Origin of the sequence: Stenotrophomonas rhizophila (assembly GCF_007667275.1) — a bacterium.
GTDB classification, from domain to species: Bacteria; Pseudomonadota; Gammaproteobacteria; order Xanthomonadales; family Xanthomonadaceae; genus Stenotrophomonas; species Stenotrophomonas maltophilia_AE.
This window is the reverse complement of sequence record NZ_VDQT01000001.1, coordinates 844,339-862,434: the sequence shown is the minus strand read 5'-3', so window position 1 is coordinate 862,434 and position 18,096 is coordinate 844,339. Positions and strand designations below refer to the sequence as shown.

14 protein-coding genes and 2 tRNA genes are annotated in these 18,096 nt (G+C 67.7%); 15 read left to right on the top strand and 1 reads right to left on the bottom strand.

Translation table 11 applies throughout. From position 1 onward, the window contains the following. The first annotated feature begins 210 nt into the window (after positions 1-210). The 8 genes from ppnN (at position 211) to FSZ13_RS03680 (ending at position 8,725) form a co-directional block, all read left to right on the top strand. On the top strand, positions 211-1,599 hold the full coding sequence (gene ppnN, locus FSZ13_RS03715; RefSeq protein WP_145478054.1) for a nucleotide 5'-monophosphate nucleosidase PpnN: 1,389 nt from the start codon (positions 211-213) through the stop codon (positions 1,597-1,599). 160 nt (positions 1,600-1,759) lie between these two features. Next, positions 1,760-2,272 (top strand): GspH/FimT family pseudopilin, encoded by a 513-nt coding sequence (locus FSZ13_RS03710; RefSeq protein ID WP_145478053.1) that lies wholly within the window; start codon positions 1,760-1,762, stop codon positions 2,270-2,272. Further along, positions 2,263-2,739 (top strand): type IV pilus modification protein PilV, encoded by a 477-nt coding sequence (pilV, locus tag FSZ13_RS03705; RefSeq protein WP_145478052.1) that lies wholly within the window; start codon positions 2,263-2,265, stop codon positions 2,737-2,739. Before FSZ13_RS03710 ends, pilV begins: the two co-directional genes overlap by 10 nt. After that, the gene (locus FSZ13_RS03700) at positions 2,736-3,902 is read left to right on the top strand and encodes a PilW family protein (protein WP_260844074.1); all 1,167 of its coding nucleotides are present in this window, start codon (positions 2,736-2,738) and stop codon (positions 3,900-3,902) included. The genes pilV and FSZ13_RS03700 overlap by 4 nt, the downstream gene beginning before the upstream one ends. Before the next feature lie 37 nt (positions 3,903-3,939). Next, positions 3,940-4,425, top strand: coding sequence for a pilus assembly PilX family protein (locus FSZ13_RS03695; protein ID WP_260844073.1), 486 nt, complete (start codon positions 3,940-3,942; stop codon positions 4,423-4,425). Positions 4,426-4,436: 11 nt separating this feature from the next. Further along, positions 4,437-8,168 (top strand): pilus assembly protein, encoded by a 3,732-nt coding sequence (locus FSZ13_RS03690; RefSeq protein ID WP_145478050.1) that lies wholly within the window; start codon positions 4,437-4,439, stop codon positions 8,166-8,168. After that, positions 8,168-8,596 carry a type IV pilin protein gene (locus FSZ13_RS03685; RefSeq protein ID WP_313955400.1) on the top strand — a complete coding sequence of 143 codons (429 nt, stop codon included), beginning with the start codon at positions 8,168-8,170 and terminating at the stop codon, positions 8,594-8,596. The genes FSZ13_RS03690 and FSZ13_RS03685 overlap by 1 nt, the downstream gene beginning before the upstream one ends. Before the next feature lie 52 nt (positions 8,597-8,648). Further along, positions 8,649-8,725: transfer RNA gene (locus FSZ13_RS03680), tRNA-Asn, on the top strand. 47 nt (positions 8,726-8,772) lie between these two features. On the opposite strand, the gene FSZ13_RS03675 is transcribed toward FSZ13_RS03680, so the two are convergent. Beyond that, positions 8,773-9,312, bottom strand: coding sequence for a GspH/FimT family pseudopilin (locus FSZ13_RS03675; protein ID WP_145478532.1), 540 nt, complete (start codon positions 9,310-9,312; stop codon positions 8,773-8,775). Between the two features lie 148 nt (positions 9,313-9,460). Between FSZ13_RS03675 and uvrB the strand changes: the two genes are divergently transcribed. The 7 genes from uvrB (at position 9,461) to lpxK (ending at position 18,074) form a co-directional block, all read left to right on the top strand. After that, entirely contained in the window at positions 9,461-11,485 is a 2,025-nt protein-coding gene (uvrB, locus tag FSZ13_RS03670; protein ID WP_145478049.1) for an excinuclease ABC subunit UvrB, read from the top strand. Positions 11,486-11,592: 107 nt separating this feature from the next. Further along, positions 11,593-11,667, top strand: a tRNA-Val gene (locus tag FSZ13_RS03665). A gap of 229 nt (positions 11,668-11,896) precedes the next feature. After that, the gene (locus FSZ13_RS03660) at positions 11,897-14,203 is read left to right on the top strand and encodes a DNA internalization-related competence protein ComEC/Rec2 (protein WP_186308852.1); all 2,307 of its coding nucleotides are present in this window, start codon (positions 11,897-11,899) and stop codon (positions 14,201-14,203) included. 3 nt (positions 14,204-14,206) lie between these two features. Beyond that, on the top strand, positions 14,207-14,881 hold the full coding sequence (locus FSZ13_RS03655; protein WP_145478047.1) for a MotA/TolQ/ExbB proton channel family protein: 675 nt from the start codon (positions 14,207-14,209) through the stop codon (positions 14,879-14,881). Between the two features lie 3 nt (positions 14,882-14,884). Continuing rightward, entirely contained in the window at positions 14,885-15,307 is a 423-nt protein-coding gene (locus FSZ13_RS03650; protein WP_145478046.1) for an ExbD/TolR family protein, read from the top strand. Then, positions 15,304-17,052, top strand: a complete 1,749-nt coding sequence (gene msbA / locus FSZ13_RS03645) for a lipid A export permease/ATP-binding protein MsbA (protein ID WP_145478045.1) — start codon at positions 15,304-15,306, stop codon at positions 17,050-17,052. Before FSZ13_RS03650 ends, msbA begins: the two co-directional genes overlap by 4 nt. Continuing rightward, positions 17,052-18,074, top strand: a complete 1,023-nt coding sequence (gene lpxK / locus FSZ13_RS03640) for a tetraacyldisaccharide 4'-kinase (protein WP_145478044.1) — start codon at positions 17,052-17,054, stop codon at positions 18,072-18,074. Before msbA ends, lpxK begins: the two co-directional genes overlap by 1 nt. The last annotated feature ends 22 nt before the right edge of the window (positions 18,075-18,096 follow it).

Here is an 18,096-nt window from a genome sequence, read left to right as displayed (position 1 = left end):
TGTGCGGCACACCGGCGGCAGGCGAGGGCGCTTGTCTGCATCACTGGATCAGCGTATGCTCGTCCGGTTGCGCGAAAAACGCGCACTTACGGCAGCCCCCCAGGCGCCGCCGGGCTCGAATTACATCCAACGGTCGGGTTTCCCGGCCGTTTTGCTTTTAAAGGGGGCAGCGGTACAGTCGGCAACCTTGAGGAAGCGAAAAGAATGGAAATGACGATTACTGAAAAACCGGCGCGCACGCTGCCGGTGCAGGACGCGCGGATCTACCCGCGCGGTGGGCTGGATGTGCTGTCGCGCGCTGAAGTGGCTCGCCTGCGCGACGCCTCCGGCGGCGGCATGCACGAACTGCTGCGCCGGTGCGCGCTGGCCGTGCTGACCAGTGGCAGTGCCTCCGACGATCCGCGCGCGGCGCGCGACCTGTACCCGGATTTCGACATCCAGGTCGCCCAGCAGGACCGCGGCGTGCGCATCGACCTGGTCAACGCACCGGCGATGGCGTTCGTGGATGGCGAGATCATCCGCGGCGTGGCCGAGCTGCTGTTCGCCGTGGTGCGCGACCTGGCCTACATGGCCATCGAAATGGGTCCGGCCTACGCGGCCGAACTGGAATCCTCCGACGGCATCACCAATGCCGTATTCGGGCTGCTGCGCAACGCGCGCATCCTCAACCCTGGCGACCCGAACCTGGTGGTGTGCTGGGGCGGCCATTCAATCGGCCGCGATGAATACCTGTACACCAAGCAGGTCGGCTACGAGCTGGGCCTGCGCGGGCTGGACATCTGCACCGGCTGCGGCCCGGGCGCGATGAAGGGCCCGATGAAGGGCGCCACCATCGCCCATGCCAAGCAGCGCAAGCACACCACGCGCTACATCGGCCTGACCGAGCCGGGCATCATCGCCGCCGAGTCGCCGAACCCGATCGTGAACCACCTGGTGATCATGCCGGACATCGAGAAGCGTCTCGAAGCGTTCGTGCGCATCGGCCACGGCATCATCGTGTTCGCCGGCGGCGTCGGCACCGCCGAGGAAATCCTGTACCTGCTCGGCATCCTGCTGCGCGAGGAAAACAAGGACCTGCCGTTCCCGCTGATCCTGACCGGTCCGACCGTGGCCGCGCCGTACTTCGAGCAGATCGACCGCTTCATCCGCCTGACCCTGGGCGATGCCGCCGCCGAGCGCTACCAGATCATCATCGGCGACCCGGTGGCCGTGGCCCGGCAGATGTCGGCCGGCATCAAGCGCGTGCGCGAGCACCGCCTGGCGCAGAAGGATTCGTTCTTCTTCAACTGGTCGATCGAGATCCCGTGGGAGTACCAGCAGCCGTTCGTGCCGACTCATGAGGCCATGGCTGCGCTGGACCTGCACCACGGCCGGCCGCCGCATGCGCTCGCCGCCGACCTGCGCCGTGCGTTCTCGGGCATCGTCGCCGGCAACGTCAAGGAAGACGGCATGCGCCGCATCGAGCAGTTCGGTCCGTTCGAGATCCACGGCGACGCCGACATGATGCTGGCCCTGGACGAGCTGCTGCGCGCCTTCGTCGAGCAGCGCCGGATGAAGATCTCCGGCGAATACCAGCCCTGCTACCGGGTGCTGGCCTGACCTGAACGGGCCGGGCGGACGGGGAGTCCGACCGGCCCGCTGACCGTGCGGGTGTCAACGGTTTGACGCCCGTCGCCTTCGGACGACCGTTCGTCCTGCTGTCGCTTGCCGCCAGGCGGCCGGGCGTCCATTGTCCTGTCATCACGCTGGGGAGCGTTCCATGTACATGCGTTTCACCAAGGGCTTCACCCTGATCGAGCTGATGGTCACGATCGCTGTCGTCGCCATCCTGGCCACGATCGCCTTTCCCAGCTTCCAGACGACCATCCGCAACAACCGCGTGGCCACGTCGAACAATGAGATCGTCGCCATGGTCAACCTGGCCCGCAGCGAGGCCATCCGCAGCGGCCAGGGCGGCGTGGTCTGCGGCAGCAGCACCGGCGCCTCCTGCGATGGCAGCTGGGCGCAGGGGATCGCCGCGGTCAGTGACCCCGACGGGGATGGCGATGCGACCGACGGCACCGTCCTGCGCTTCTCCGACTTCAAGGACTCGATGGCCGTGACGGGTCCGGCAGAGGTGATCGCCTTCGACAGCCGTGGCCGCCGGCGTCACAGCACCGATCAGTCCCTGACGATCCGCCCGGTGACCTGTACTGATGACGTGCAGCAACAGCGCGCCCTGGTCGTCAATGCGTCCGGCCAGTTGCGCAGCACCAAGGAGACCTGCTCGTGAAACCATTCCATTCCCCACGGCGGCAGCGGGGCGTGAGCCTGCTGGAAGTGCTGATCGCAGTGCTCGTGCTGGGCTTCGGCCTGCTGGGCTTCGCGCTCATGCAGACCATGAACGTGCGTTTCGTACAGAGCGCCAACTACCGTACCCAGGCGACCAACCTGGCCTACGACCTGATCGAACAGATGCGTTCCAACCGGTTCCAGGCCAGCTGGTACTCCAGCGCCAGTTTCACCCCGGGCAGCAAGACCGTGGAGAACGTCTGCGCACCGGGCTCCGGTGCGGTCGCGCTCGCGGACAAGGTCACCCTGTGGCAGTGCCAGGTGGTCAAGGCCCTGGGCAGCGACGCCGGTGCGGAGGTGAGCATCAATGGTGGCGTAGTCCGGGTCGCCATCACCTGGGGCGACCAGCGCTGGGACCCGCAGAATCCTGATCAGGCCACCACCTTTGCCCTGGCGACCGAACTATGACCCGCGCCGTTTCCCGTCCCCGCCACATGGCCGGCCTGTCACTGGTCGAAATGATGATCGCCCTGGTGATCGGCATGATCGTCATGCTCGGCGTCATCCAGATTTTCTCGGCCTCGCAGACCGCGTCGCGGCTGTCTGAAGGGGCTTCGCGCGTGCAGGAAAACGCGCGCTTCGCGTTGGAGTTCCTCGAGCGCGACCTGCGCATGGCCGGCCACATGGGCTGCGTGAACGACCAGGCGCACGTCGTCAAAGGCCAGGGCGATCCCTTCAATCACTTGAACGCGGGCGCCGGCAGCGGCTCGCCGCTGGACTTCCATGTCGCGGTACAGGGCTACGAGGCCGCGGGCACGGCGCCAGGCGCGGTGCTCACGGCCGGGGGCGGCGGTGAGCTGCCCGCCAACCTTCCGCCCGCCATCGCCGGGCTGAGCCCGGCACCGGCCGGTGGCAGTGACATCCTGGTACTGCGCTTCCTGGGTGCCGAAGGGGTGCCGGTCAATGCGATCGGCCTGGACAGCGGCAACTCGACGGTCACCGGTGAGACCGGCCGGATGGCGCGCATGCTCAAGGACGGGGTCAGCACGCCGACCCTGTACGGCATCGCCGACTGCGGGCACGCGAACATCTTTGCGGGGTCGCTCTCGGGCAACCAGGTCAGGGCGCCCGGCGTCGACCTGACGCGCTACACCACCCAGCCCACCGGCCAGACCATGCTGTACCGCGCCGAGTCGCTGGTGTATTACATCGGCGCCAACGCCACCACTGGCGTCAATGGGCTGCGTCGGGCACGCGCGGACGCTACCGGTGGCTATACCAACAACGAAGAGGTCGTGGAAGGCATCGAGAACATGCAGTTGATGTTCGGCCTGGATTCGACCCCGTTGATCTCCCTCACCGCACCTCCGGTAGGCAGCGTGACCGAGTCGGCGGTCGCCACCGGGGTAACCACCCAGACCAACGCGGCGGGTGCCGGCCAGTGGCTGCGCGTGGGCCAGGTCAAGGTTGGCCTGCTGGCGGTGAGCCCGGAGCGTTCGTCGTCGGTGGCTCCGACCACCCGGCCTGCGGTGCTGGGCGTGGAGTTTGCCCAGGGGACAACCAACGATGGGCGCTACCGCGCGGGCTACGAAGTCTCCGTCGCCCTGCGCAATCGACTGTTCGGGAACTGACATGGCTCACTCATCACGATCCAACCGAAACCCTGTCATGCGCGGCCAGCAGCGCGGTGCCGTGCTGTACGTGGCGCTGATCATGCTGATCCTGCTGGCACTGCTGGGCATCGCCGGCATGCAGGTGGCGGGCATGCAGGAAAAGATGGCCTCCAACTACCGTGCCGCCAACCGCGCCTTCCAGAACGGGGAAGGCGTGGTGCGCAACGCCGAGCGCTCGGTGGAATCGATCGCCAATCGCACCGATGCGGCAAGCGGCGCACTGGTCGCCGAGGGCGACATCAATCGCACCTGCGACGACGGCTACGACCCGGTGCAGTGGGCCGAGGACGACGTCCCCGACGGCACGACCACGAAGGTCAACGTCCGCCAGATCGACAAGTGCATCGTGGGCGAGGCCGCCCTGGACATGGGCGAGGCGCTGGACGAAACCACCCCCATCTACCAGATCACCGGTTTCTCGACCGACGATCCCGCTGCCGTGTCATCGGCCGTGGTGATCGATACCGTATTCAAACTTTGAGGACGCGGGCCATGGCTTCGCAGAAGAAAAAATGGATGGTCGCGGCCTCGGTCGGCGTGCTTGCGGCTGGCGGTTGGCTGACCTACGGCCTGCTGGCCAAGCAGGGGCAGGGCACCCTGTCGCAGTCGCCCCTGAACATCCAGGCGAGCGTGCCGCCGGCGTTCCTGATGGCGCTGGACGACTCCGGCTCGATGTTCTGGGAAGTACAGAACAACACCCGCGATGGCGTGTTCCGGTGGGTGTCCAGCAGTTCGGGGCGGGGCTTCTTCGACACCAATGGCAACCCGTATGGCTATGCCAACAACGGTGCCATGTACTACTACACGACCCCCCCGTATGGTCGCGGCAACGACGCCCTTCCACCGCTGGATGCGTACGGCTTCGTACGCTCGCCGGACATCAATCCGGCCTACTTCGATCCGCGCGAGATCTATCCGGATTGGAAGACCGGGGTCAAGGATGCGCCGAGCTACAAGGTCATCGATCCCAAGAGCGCGCCGGTGGATCCGCGCCCAGGTGATGCGGTGAGCAAGATCACGCTGGACAAGAACCTGACCGAGACGGACTACAGTACGGCGGCGAACTGGCAATTCGTGTTCCAGCCTGAAATGGTCATCCCGGTCGGCACGCTGATCCGGAACAACGTATGCAACGTTTCCACCGGCAGGAACGGCAATGCCAAGACGAGCAGCGTCGCCGATTTTGTCGAAGTGACCACGGCGGTCACTGTGACGCAGCGGTGCTCCACCAACGTCGCGTATTTCCCCGCGACGTTCTATCTGAAGACCAAGTTGCCGGCCAGCTACGGTTACACCGCTGCGCCGGTTGAAATCACCAACCCCGCCGGCGGCTACCCGGGCACGCTGTACAAGTACGAGATCCGGCAGGCAAATTTCGGCGCTGACGGCAGCGATACCGCATCGTATGAGGCCGCGATCAAGAACTTCGCCAACTGGTTCAGTTTCTACCGCACCCGTCGCGACTCGGTGATCGGTGCCGCGACCAATGCCCTGCACGAAACCGAAAATCTCCGCGTGGGTTGGTTCCGCATCAACGACCGCCAAACCGCCAAGATGTACGACATGACGGTGGAGACGGAAAAGAAGGCGCTGCTCACCGACATCATGACGCGGATGCGTGCCACCTCGACCACGCCCAACCGGTCGGCCGCCACCCACCTGGGCAACCAGTTCAAGCGGACCAAGTCCGCAGGCGATCCGAATCCGCCCGTGCTGCTGAGCTGCCAGAAGAATGCCGGCATGTTGTTCACCGACGGCTTCATCAACGAAACCGGCAACACCACGCGCATGCGTGACGGCATCGCGCAGTATTACGACAACTCGCTGGTGCCCGGCCTTGAGAAGAACGCGGTCCCCGTTCCCAAGGAGTGCCCGGACGGCAAACTGGACTGCAAGACCAGCCTGCACATGAATTTCTACGGCGTCACCCTGGGCACGCTGGGCACGCAGTTCGGCGTCACCTATGTGCCGGAGGAGAAGCGCCCGTGGGTGCTGGTGCCTGATCCGTACGTGCAGAAGCCGACGTTCGGTACCAGCACCGTCGACAACGCGCCGGGCGCGGTGGACGAGCTGTGGGAAGCGGTGCTGTACACGCATGGCGAGATGGTCAACGCAACCAAGGCGTCGGACATCACCTCGGCAATGCGCCGCATCATCAGCAATGTGTCCAAGGGCGCCACGCCGTCGGGCACCCGTGCGCTGGTCGGCGCGCGCATCGGCAAGGGATCGATCTCGGTGGAGCCGTTCTATTCGGCCACCGGCTCGGACTGGTACAGCACGCTTACCGCGTATTCGCTCAGCGTGGATCCTACCACCCGGGCGATCGTGTCCGAGACCGCGTGGGAAGCGTCGGCGCAAATGCCCAGGCCGACCGCACGCAACGTCTGGATGGCGAAGGATGGCGCGGTGCAGGCCTTCAGCGCCAGCAACCTGGAGCTGACCGACCTGTGCAGCAAGCCCTCCGGCCTCTACGGCGGTATGTTGCGCTGCAATGGCCTGGATACGCTTGCCGACAAGGCTACGGCCGTGTCTTACCTGCTGGGCGACACGTCGCAGGAAATGCGCTTCCAGGGCAAGCTGCGCGACCGCACCACGGTGCTGGGCGACATCATCAATTCCACGCCGTTGCTCAGCTCGCCCACCGATGACTACGGCTATCGCCGGCTGGGCAACGTCGGCGACAGCTACGTCGAGTACCTGGCCTCGAAGCGCGATGATCGACGCTACATGGTGTATGCCGGCGCCAACGACGGCATGCTCCATGCGTTCGACGGCGGCATGGGATCGGACGGTCGGCAGGACGCGCAGGGCGGCAAGGAAGTGTTCGGCTACGTGCCGGCCACCGCGCTGGGTCACATGGGCAACCTGCTGGTTCCCTACGATGCATCCGCCCAGGAAGATTCGAGCTTCGAACACCGCTACTTCGTCGACGGTCCGGTGGTGGTAGGCGACATCCATGACAGTGGCTGGAAGACTGCACTGGTCGGCACGGCCGGCGCGGGCGGACGCAGCGTGTTCGCACTGGATGTGACCGATCCCACGGCCTTCGGCGCCAACAGCCGCCTGTGGGAACTGAATGATTTCGACCCGTCGCTCGATGCCGCGGTGCGCGACAATATCGGCTTCGTATTGGGCAAGCCGGTGATCGTGCCGGTGCGGGGCCCGGGTGGAGCACCTGCATTCAAGGCTATCTTCGGCAATGGCGTGGAAAGCAAGGACGGCAAAGCGGCCTTGTTCGTGGTCGACCTGGTGGCCGGCAGTGCACCGAAAGTAAAGACCTATGTGGTGGAGGAGACCGGTCGGAACGCGCCGGCCGGGCGCAACGGCCTGACCAACATCGTGGTGGTCGACCGCTGGAGCGGCACAGGCCAGGATGTGCGCGGTCGTGATGGCTTTGCCGACACGGTCTACGGTGCCGACCAGAAGGGGGCGATCTGGAAGTTCGATCTCACCAGCGACGCCGCGCCCGCGTTCCCGGTGTTCACTACCAATACCCACGTTGAAACCGACAGGCTGACCTACCGGCAGCCCATCATGGGCGGCCTGACGGCTACCGCTGGCCCGGCCGGCGGGGTGATGCTGCTGTTCGGTACCGGCAGCTTCTCCTACGTCGAAGACGGCGTGGATACCAGCATCCAGGGGCTGTACGGTGTCAACGACGTCAGCGGCAAGTCCGTTGCCAGTGCCAGGGATACACTCACGTCTGCCAACCTGCGGCCGATCACGGTGGAAACCGGGACGGACGGACGCACCATCACCATGGGCGACGCGCCGGCTGGCAACGCGGGCTGGACGGTCATCCTGCCTGCAGGTGAGCGCTTCGTGGCCAATCCAACGGTGACGTCCGGCGTGGTGTTCATGCCGACCTACGTGCCGAAGGTCGGTGTGTCCGGGGGCTGCACCGTGGATGGTTCCAACTGGCTGTTCGGCCTGAGCACCGGTACCGGCGCGGCGGCCCTGTCGCAGGTGCGCCTGGGTACGCCGGATGGCAAGAATCCCGCCAAGGGCACCGCTGCACTTCCGCTCAACACCGGCGGCAACGCACCGGTGCGGGACGTCACCACGGCCGTCGTACCGCGCCTGGGTGCGCCGGAGAAGAGCGGCGGCAACCCGCCGCCGACGCCGCCGGGATCGGCGTGCATGATGCAGGTCAGCGTGGCCGGTGCCCCGCCGATGTACCTGCCGTACCCCTGTGGTCGTCAGTCCTGGAGGCAGATCAAGTGATGAAGGTCGTGATGATGCAGGCTTCGCGGAGCCGCGCCCGCGGTTTCACCCTGATTGAACTGATGATCGTGGTCGCGGTGGTGGCGATCATCGCCGCCATCGCCGTGCCCAGCTATTCGGAGTACGTGCGCAAGTCACGCCGTGCGCAGGCCAAGGCGGATCTGGTGGAGTACGCGGCAATGGCCGAACGCTTCCACACGGTCAACAACACCTATGCGGGCTTTACGTTCCCGAACGGCGGGGCGACCATCCAGTCGCCGCGCGAAGGTGGAACCGCGGCCTACACCCTGAGCATGGCCACCGACGCGCGGACGTTCACGCTTACCGCGACGGCCGGCACGGCCCAGGCCAAGGACAAATGCGGGAACCTGTCGGTGAACCAGGCCAACGTCAAGACGGCCGACGCAGCGCTGTCCGAGTGCTGGTAGGGACGCGGCGGGGCTTGCAAGGCAGGTGTGCGCTCCTTACAATGCGCCTCCCGCCCGAATAGCTCAGCCGGTTAGAGCACTTGACTGTTAATCAGGGGGTCGTTGGTTCGAGTCCAACTTCGGGCGCCAGTTCCAGCAGAAGCCGCGAGCAATCGCGGCTTTTGTCGTTTTGGGGTTCAGCGCGGGCAGTCGATGGGCACGCGCACCCGCGTCGAGCGCGTGCGCCCCACGTTGTTCACCACCACCTGGCCGTGCAGCCGTCCACCCGCGCAGATGTCCACCGTCAACGGGCTGCCGCTGCTGCGCCCATCGCCCTGGAAGCGCAGGCGTTGCCGTGCCCGGCTGCTGGTCGCGCGCAGGCCATGATCGTCGTAGCCGGCGCGGAACTGCAGGACGCGTTCCGGCGTGGCCAGGTCCGCGCCCGTGGCCGGGTCGAGGAGTATCAGCCAGCCGCGGCTCCAGTCGCTGCCGCAGCGCGTGCCGTCGTCGCTGGGGCACACCGCCACCGGCGCATGGCGGGTGATGGCGGTGCTGCGTGCGCTGTTGAACACCGATACCAGCTGCATGCGCAGCATGTCGGCGCGCCACCGGCCCAGCGCGTCGCTGAACGAGGGCAGGGCGAGCAGGCAGAGCAGGGCGGCGATGGCCAGGGTCACGCTCAGCTCCAGCAGGGTCATGCCGCGCAGGCGGCGTGAGTGGCGTCGCGGGGGCAGCATGGCGGGCTCCGGTTGCGGGAGCGTCTACCCTGTTCCCTGCCGCCACTGACGCCCATCGGCGATCACCGTCCTGGGGTGTGGGGCTGCCCCTCAGCCGGCCGTCACCCAAGCCCTCGGTATAATGGAAGGCCCGGTCTATGGCGGCACCATGAGCGATCGCTTCGAACTTGTATCTCCGTACTCCCCGGCGGGCGACCAGCCGGCGGCGATCGAGAAGCTGACGGCCAACTTCGAGGCCGGCATCGCCAAGCAGACGCTGCTCGGCGTCACCGGCTCGGGCAAGACCTACACCATCGCCAACGTGATCCAGCAGGTGCAGAAGCCGACCCTGGTGATGGCGCCGAACAAGACCCTGGCCGCGCAGCTGTACGGTGAATTCAAGGCGTTCTTCCCGCACAACGCGGTGGAGTACTTCGTCAGCTATTACGACTACTACCAGCCGGAAGCCTACGTGCCGTCGTCGGATACCTTCATCGAGAAGGACAGTTCGATCAACGAGCACATCGAGCAGATGCGGCTGGCGGCGACCAAGACCCTGCTGTCGCGCCCTGACGCGATCGTGGTGGCCACGGTGTCGGCAATCTACGGCCTGGGCGCGCCCGAGGACTACCTGTCGCTGCGCCTGATCTTGTCCACCGGCGAGCGCATCGACCAGCGCGACCTGATCAACCACCTCACCCAGCTGCAGTACACCCGCAACGAATACGAGCTGCATCGCGGCACCTTCCGCGTGCGCGGCGAGGTGATCGACATCTTCCCGGCCGAGTCGGACAGCGAAGCGGTGCGCATCGAGCTGTTCGATGGCGAAGTGGAACAGATCAGCATGTTCGACCCGCTCACCGGCGAAAGCCTGCGCCGGCTGCAGCGCTATACGGTGTACCCCAAGACCCATTACGCCACCACGCGCGAACGCGTGCTGTCGGCGGTGGACACGATCAAGGCCGAGCTCAAGGTGCGGCTGGAGCAGCTGTACGAGCAGAACAAGCTGGTGGAAGCGCAGCGCCTGGCCCAGCGCACCCAGTTCGACCTGGAGATGATGGCCGAGGTCGGCTTCTGCAACGGCATCGAAAACTATTCGCGCCATCTCACCGGCAAGGCCGCCGGCGAGCCGCCGCCGACCCTGTTCGACTACCTGCCGCCGGACGCGCTGCTGGTGATCGATGAGTCGCACGTGACCATTCCGCAGATCGGTGCGATGTACAAGGGCGACCGCTCGCGCAAGGAAACCCTGGTCGAGTTCGGGTTCCGCCTGCCATCTGCACTGGACAACCGTCCGCTGCGATTCGAAGAGTGGGAAGCGCGCTGCCCGCGCAGCATCTATGTCTCGGCCACGCCGGGACCGTATGAACTGCGCGAGGCCGGCGACGAGATCACCGAGCTGGTGGTGCGCCCGACCGGCCTGATCGACCCGGTGGTGGAGATCCGCCCGGTGGGCACCCAGGTCGACGACCTGATGAGCGAGGTCAACGAGCGCATCAAGCTGGGCGACCGCGTGCTGGTCACCACGCTGACCAAGCGCATGGCCGAGAACCTCACCGAATACCTCACCGAACACGGCATCCGCGTGCGCTACCTGCATTCGGACATCGATACCGTCGAACGCGTGGAGATCATCCGCGACCTGCGCCTGGGCAAGTTCGACGTGCTGGTCGGCATCAACCTGCTGCGCGAAGGCCTGGACATGCCGGAAGTGTCGCTCGTGGCCATCCTCGATGCGGACAAGGAAGGCTTCCTGCGTTCCACCGGCTCGCTGATCCAGACCATCGGCCGCGCCGCGCGCAACCTGCGCGGCAAGGCGATCCTGTACGCGGACAAGATCACCCGCTCGATGCAGGCGGCCATCGAGGAAACCGACCGGCGTCGCGCCAAGCAGGTGGAATACAACGAGGCGCACGGCATCGTGCCCAAGTCGGTACTGCGCCCGATCGTGGACGTGCTGGAAGGCGCGCGTTCGGAAGCGGCGGAAAAGGAAGCACGCGGCAAGGGCAAGGGCCGGGGTGGCAAGGTCGCCGAAGAGGCGGTGGATTACCGCAGCCTGGAACCGGCGCAGATCGCCAAGCGGCTGCAGGCGCTGGAGCAGCAGATGTACCAGCACGCACGCGACCTGGCGTTCGAGGATGCGGCGCGTGTGCGCGACCAGATCCGCCAGTTGAAGGAGCTCAGCCTCGGCTGAACGGCACGCTGCGAAATACCTTCACAAAAGTGTTGCTCTTCACGCAGGACGTCCGTAATATACGCGGCCTGCACCGACGCAAACGCAACGGCGCAGTAGTGAAAAACGGGCGGTTAGCTCAGCGGTAGAGCACTACCTTGACATGGTAGGGGTCACAGGTTCGAACCCTGTACCGCCCACCACTCCAGTCCCAGCGGCTGCAGTGGCACAACAGGAAAGCCGGCCACCAGGTCGGCTTTTTTGCTTTCCATCGGTCGCGATCGCGGCGCATTCCCACAACACGCACGCCAGCTGCCTGATGTTCCCGGCAGGGAACAGCATCGAGCATGCTGTTTTCCCGGCGTGGTGGCGCGCGTGACACTTCCCCTGTTCGGCAAGGCCACGGCGGCAGCGCTGTTGGGCGGCATCTGCATGGTGGTGTTCGCGCCGCGGCTGCTTCCGGCCGCGCTGGCCGGGTGCGCGCTTCTGCTGGGCGTGCCGCTCTGGTGTGGCTGGGCGCGGGGGCGCTGGTGTGGCGCGGTGCTGGTGGGCATCGGCTGGGCCGCAGTGCAGGCGCATGCCGCGCTCGACGTGCAGCTGCCTGCCGGTGCGCCGGCGACGCTGCACATGCTGCGGGGCAGGGTGGTGGACCTGCCGCAGCATGGTCCGCGCAGTACCCGGTTCCGTTTCCGGGTGGACGATGAGCTGGCCATGCCGGCCCGGCTGCGTGGTCGCGAGCTGGTGCTTTCCTGGCATGACGGCAGCGCGGCGCGCACGCCCACGTCCCGGCATGCGGTGCAGGCCGGGGCGCGCTGGCAACTGCAGGCCCGGCTGCGACCACCGCGTGGCCTGCGCAACCCGGGCGGCTTCGACGCGGAGCGGCATGCGCTGTGGCAGCGGCTGGCGGGTACCGGGCAGGTGCGCGCACCGGCCAGGGCGCTGGGCCCGCCCGGCGGGCTGCCGGCCTGGCGCGAACGCATGGCGGCGGCGATCGCCACCGAGGTGCCCGGGCCGGGTGCGCGTTTCGTGCAGGCGCTGGCACTGGGCGACACCCGCGGCGTGGCACAGCGCGACTGGGACGACCTGCGCACGTTGGGTTTGACCCACCTGATCGCGATCTCCGGCTTCCATGTCGGGCTGGTCGCGGGCTTCGCGGCGGCATTGGCCACCCTGGCGTGGCGAGCGATCCCGGTGCTGGGCAGGTGCTGGCCGCGCCCGCTGGCCGCCGCCGCGGCAGCGGTGGTCGGGGCCGGGCTGTATGCGGCGGTCGCCGGCTTCGCCCTGCCCACCGTGCGCACCGTGCTGATGATCGCGGTGGTGGCGCTGGCGCGCTGCACGCGCCGGCCGGGCAGCGTGGGCCAGGCATTGGCCCTGGCTGCGCTCGCGGTGCTGCTGGTCGATCCGCTGTCGGTACTTGCGCCGGGCTTCTGGCTCAGCTTCGCCGGCGTGCTGTGGCTGGTCTGGTGCCTGCCGGGCCGCGACGTGCACTGGCTGCGCAGCTTCCTCGCCGCGCAGGGGGTGGCCACCCTGGCGTTGCTGCCGCTGACCGTGGCGCTGTTCGGCCAGGCCTCGCGTGCCGGGCCGCTGGTCAACCTGCTGGCGATACCGTGGTGGAGCCTGGTGGTGGTGCCGCTGGCGCTGCTCGGGACCGGCCTGGAGGCGGTGTACGCAGGTGCGGGGCGCTGGCCATGGCGAGCCGCCAGCGCCTGTTTCGAGGCCAGCTGGTGGCTGTTCGGCAGCGTGGCGCGGCAGCCGTGGGCGCTGTGGTGGGCGCCACTGGCCGGCACGGCAGCACTGGCCGCGGCCGTGGGCGGGGTGTTCTGGCTGCTGTTGCCGCGCGCGGCCGGCGCCCGGCTGCCGGCCCTGCTGCTGTGCCTGCCGCTGCTGTGGCCGGCGCGGGGGCGACCGGCGCCGGGGGAGGTCGAGCTGCTGGTGATGGACGTGGGGCAGGGCCTGGCCGCCTGGGTCCGCACCCACCGGCACCGGCTGCTGTACGACGCCGGACCCGCCGCCGAGGTCGGATTCGACGCGGGCGAGCGCATCGTTGTTCCCACCCTGCATGCCCTGGGCGAAACCGCGCTGGACCGCATCCTGCTCAGCCATGGCGACCGCGACCACGCCGGCGGCATGCCGGCGGTGCGCCGCGCCTTTGCCACGCCGCCCCTGCTGGCGCCCGACGGGGCGGTCCGGGAAGACGCGACTGCGTGCCATGAGGGCATGGCCTGGCACTGGGATGGGGTGGGTTTCACGGTCCTGCACCCGCCCCGGGGCATGGCCTACGCGGGCAACGCCAGCAGCTGCGTGCTGCGCATCCAGAGCGCGCACGGCGCGCTGCTGTTGACCGGCGATATCGGCCACGCCGAGGAGTCGCGCCTGCTGGCCAGCGTTCCGGGCGCATTGCGTGCCGAGATGACGCTGGTGGCCCACCACGGCAGCGCGGGATCGTCCAGTGCGCGCTGGGTGCAGGCGGTGTCGCCGCGGCTGGCGGTTGTCTCCTCCGGGCACGGCAACCGCTTCGGCCACCCGCGTGCCGAGGTGGTGCGGCGCTGGCAGGGCGCCCGGGCCGAAGTGCTGGACACCGCCGACAGCGGAGCGCTGCGGATCTGGCTGGGCCGCGACGGATTGCAGGTGCGCGAACAGCGTCTTTTCGAACGCCGTTGGTGGGATGCCGCGGAGCGGGCGCGGTCGGCTGCTATCCTATCGGCGGTCATACAGGCGGCCGATGGGCCGGAGGGTTGAAACGTGTGGGAACTGGTCAAGGCCGGTGGCTGGCCGATGCTGCCGCTGCTGCTGTTGGGCGTACTGGCTTTGGCAATCGTCCTGGAGCGTTTCTGGACCTTGCGGCGCAATGAGGTCCTGCCCCCCGGGCTGGGCCAGGAGGTCCGCAACTGGGCCGCGCGCGGCAAGCTCGATCCCACCCACATCCAGTCGCTGCGGGCCAACTCGCCGCTGGGTGCGCTGCTGGCGGTCGCGCTAGAAGCGCGCAACCGGCCGCGCGACCAGATCCGCGAACGCATCGAAGATGCCGGACGGCACCTGGTGCACCGCATGGAGCGCTACCTGAACGCGCTGGGCACGATCGCCTCGGCCGGTCCGCTGCTGGGCCTGCTCGGCACCGTGGTCGGCATGATCCAGATGTTCATGGGCATCCTCGACCACGGCGTGGGCGACGTGAACCAGCTCGCCGGCGGCATCGGCAAGGCACTGGTGTGCACCGCTACCGGCATGATCGTGGCCATTCCCGCGCTCATGTTCCATCGCTACTTCAAGGGCCGCATCGGCGGCTACGTGATCGAGATGGAGATGGAGGCCTCGGCCCTGCTCGATGCGCTGGACGGCCGTCCCGGCGTCATGACCGCGCAGCCGCGTGCCGGCACCGCGCCGGTCGCCGCCTCGCCTGCCACGGCCAAGGGCTGACGGATGCGCATCCGCAACGACCGGGTCCAGGACGAGGTGCATATCGACCTGGTGCCCCTGATCGACGTCATCCTGGTGCTGATCATCTTCTTCGTGGTCACCACCACCTTCGACGCGCGTTCGACGCTGCAGCTGCAGCTGCCGACCGCCAGCCAGCAGAACACCACCGAGCCGCCGCGCTCGCTGAGCGTGCTGGTGAATGCCGAGGGGCGCTACTTCATCAACGACCAGGAAGTGCTGCGCACCGACGTGGAGTCGGTCAAGCAGACCATCGCCGCGGTCGCCGGCAGCGACCGCGAGCAGACCGTGCTGCTGCGCGCTGACGCCCGCACCCCGTACCAGGCCGTGGTCACCGCCCAGGACGCCCTGGGCCAGCTCGGCTTCCGCCGCATCGCCATCGCTACCGCGCCGGAGGTGCGTCCATGAGTAAACAACACGCGCCGGTCTGGCCGATCTACAAACGCCTGCTCGGCTACACCCGCGCCTACTGGGTGTTCATGGTCGCCGCGGTCATCGCGATGGTGGTCGAAGCGCTGGCCGGCTACCACTTCACCAAGCTGATGGAGCCGCTGGTCAACCGTGGTTTCGTCAATCCCGAGCCGCGCATGGCGGTGATCCTGCCGCTGACCATCCTCGGGCTGTTCATGATGCGCAGCCTGGCCACCCTGGTCAGCGACTACGCCCTGGCGCGCACCGGGCGCAGCGTGGTGCGCGACCTGCGCGAGCAGGTGCTGTCCAAGTACCTGCACCTGCCGTCGTCGCACTTCGACAGCGAAGCCACGCCGGTGATGGTCAGCCGCCTGAACTACGACACCGAGCAGGTCACCCAGGCCAGCGCCGATGCGCTCAAGACCCTGGTGGCCGATACCCTGACCATCATCGCCATGCTGGTGGTGATGCTGCAGATGAGCGTCAAGGTCACCGTGGCGATGCTGGTGGTGGTGCCGCTCATCGGCGTGATCGTCTCGTTCGTGGGCAAGCGCTACCGGCGCATCAGCCGCGGCATCCAGGACGGCATGGGCAGCATGGCGCAGACCGCCGAACAGTCGCTGGCCGCGCAGCAGGAAGTGAAGGTGCATGGCACCCAGGCGCACGAAATCGAACGCTATTCGCGCCTGGCCAACCGCATGCTCGGCCTCAACATGAAGGTCGAAACCACGCGTGCGCTGGCCTCGAGCACGGTGCAGTTCCTGGCCGCGCTGGCGCTTGCGGTGATCGTGTGGGTGTCCACCCGCGAAGCGCTGGCCGGGCGCCTGAACGCCGGCCAGTTCATGGGCCTGATGACCTCGATGATGGCCATCATTCCCTCGCTGCGCCGCTTGACCAGCGTGCAGACCTCGATTTCGCGCGGCGTGGCGGCGGCGGAGCGCCTGTTCGGCATCCTCGACCTGCCGGTCGAGCGCGACCAGGGCAGCACCCGCGCCCAGCGCGTTCGGGGCGAACTGTCGTTCGAGCACGTGATGCTGCGCTACCGCGAAGACACCGGGATCGCGCTGGATGACATCACCTTCGAAGCACGGCCCGGCACCGTCACCGCCATCGTCGGCCGCTCCGGCAGCGGCAAGACCAGCCTGATCCGCCTGGTGCCGCGTTTCTACGAACCGAGCGGCGGCTGCATCCGGCTCGATGGCGTGCCGCTGGACGAGTACCCGCTGGCCGACCTGCGCCGCCAGGTGGCGATGGTGGGACAGAAGGTGATGCTGTTCGACGATACCGTGGCGGCCAACATCGCCTACGGCATGGACGCCAGCGAAGAAGAGATCCGCAAAGCGGCCGAAGCGGCCAATGCCTGGGAGTTCATCGAGCGCATGCCACAGCAGCTGCAGACCCCGGTGGGGGAAAACGGTGCGCTGCTGTCCGGCGGCCAGCGCCAGCGCCTGGCGATCGCCCGCGCGATCCTGCGTGACGCGCCGGTGCTGATCCTGGATGAAGCCACCGCCGCGCTGGACAACGAATCCGAGCGACTGGTGCAGGACGCACTGCAGCGCCTGATGCCCGAGCGCACCACGCTGGTCATCGCGCACCGCCTGTCCACCATCGAACATGCCGACCAGGTGCTGGTGATGGATCACGGCCGCATCGTCGAGCGCGGTACCCACGACGAACTGCTCGCGCTGGGCGGCCTGTACGAGCACCTGCACAAGATGCAGTTCCGCGAAAGGCAGCCCTGATGGCGTCGAACGGGTCCCAGACGCCGTCGTACTGGTATGACGGCAGCGCGGTGCCGTTCGCTGCGCGCCTGCTGGCGCCGGTGTACGGCGCGGTGGTGGCGCTGCGCCGTGCGCTGTACCGGCGTGGCTGGTTCAAGCGCCACGCCCTGCCGGTGCCGGTGATCGTGGTCGGCAACGTGACCGCCGGCGGCACCGGCAAGACCCCGCTGACCATCGCGCTGGTCGACCAGCTGCGCGCCGCCGGCTGGAAGCCCGGCGTGGCCAGCCGCGGCTACGGTCGCCAGGAGGCCAAGCTGGCGCGCTGGGTGGACGCGGACACCGACACCGCGCTGGGCGGCGACGAACCGGTCCTGATCGCCTGGAAGACCGGCGTGCCGGTCCGGGTCGACGCCGACCGCGTTGCCGCCGGCAAGGCACTGATCGAAGCCGGCTGCGACATCATCGTCTGCGATGACGGCCTCCAGCACTATCGGCTGTCGCGTGACATCGAGATCGAAGTGGTCGACGCGCAGCGTCGCTATGGCAACGGGCGGCTGATCCCGGCCGGCCCCCTGCGCGAGCCGGCCAGCCGTGCGCGCGACTGCGATTTCCGCGTGGTGAACCTGGGCCAGGCCAGTGCCGATCCGGCCGCGATGGCCGCCTGCGGTTTCGGCGAATGGGCGATGCAGCTGCACATCGACCGCGCGCAACCGCTCAGCGGTGGCCGCGCCCGCGCGCTGTCGCATTTCCGTGGCCAGCGCGTGCATGCGGTGGCCGGTATCGCGCACCCGCAGCGCTTCTTCGACATGCTGCGCGCGCAGGGCATCGGTGTGGTCCCGCACGCCTTTGCCGACCACCACGCCTACCAGGCGGCGGACCTGCGCTTCGGCAGCGAACTGCCGGTGCTGATGACCGAAAAGGACGCGGTGAAGTGCAAGGCATTCGCCAATGAATGGCATTTCGCCGTGCCGCTGTCGGCCGACCTGCCGGCCGCCTTCTGGGTGGCCCTGCTCGATCGCGTCGATAAACTCGGCAAGCGCTGAGCGCGCGCTCCCATCCTGCGTT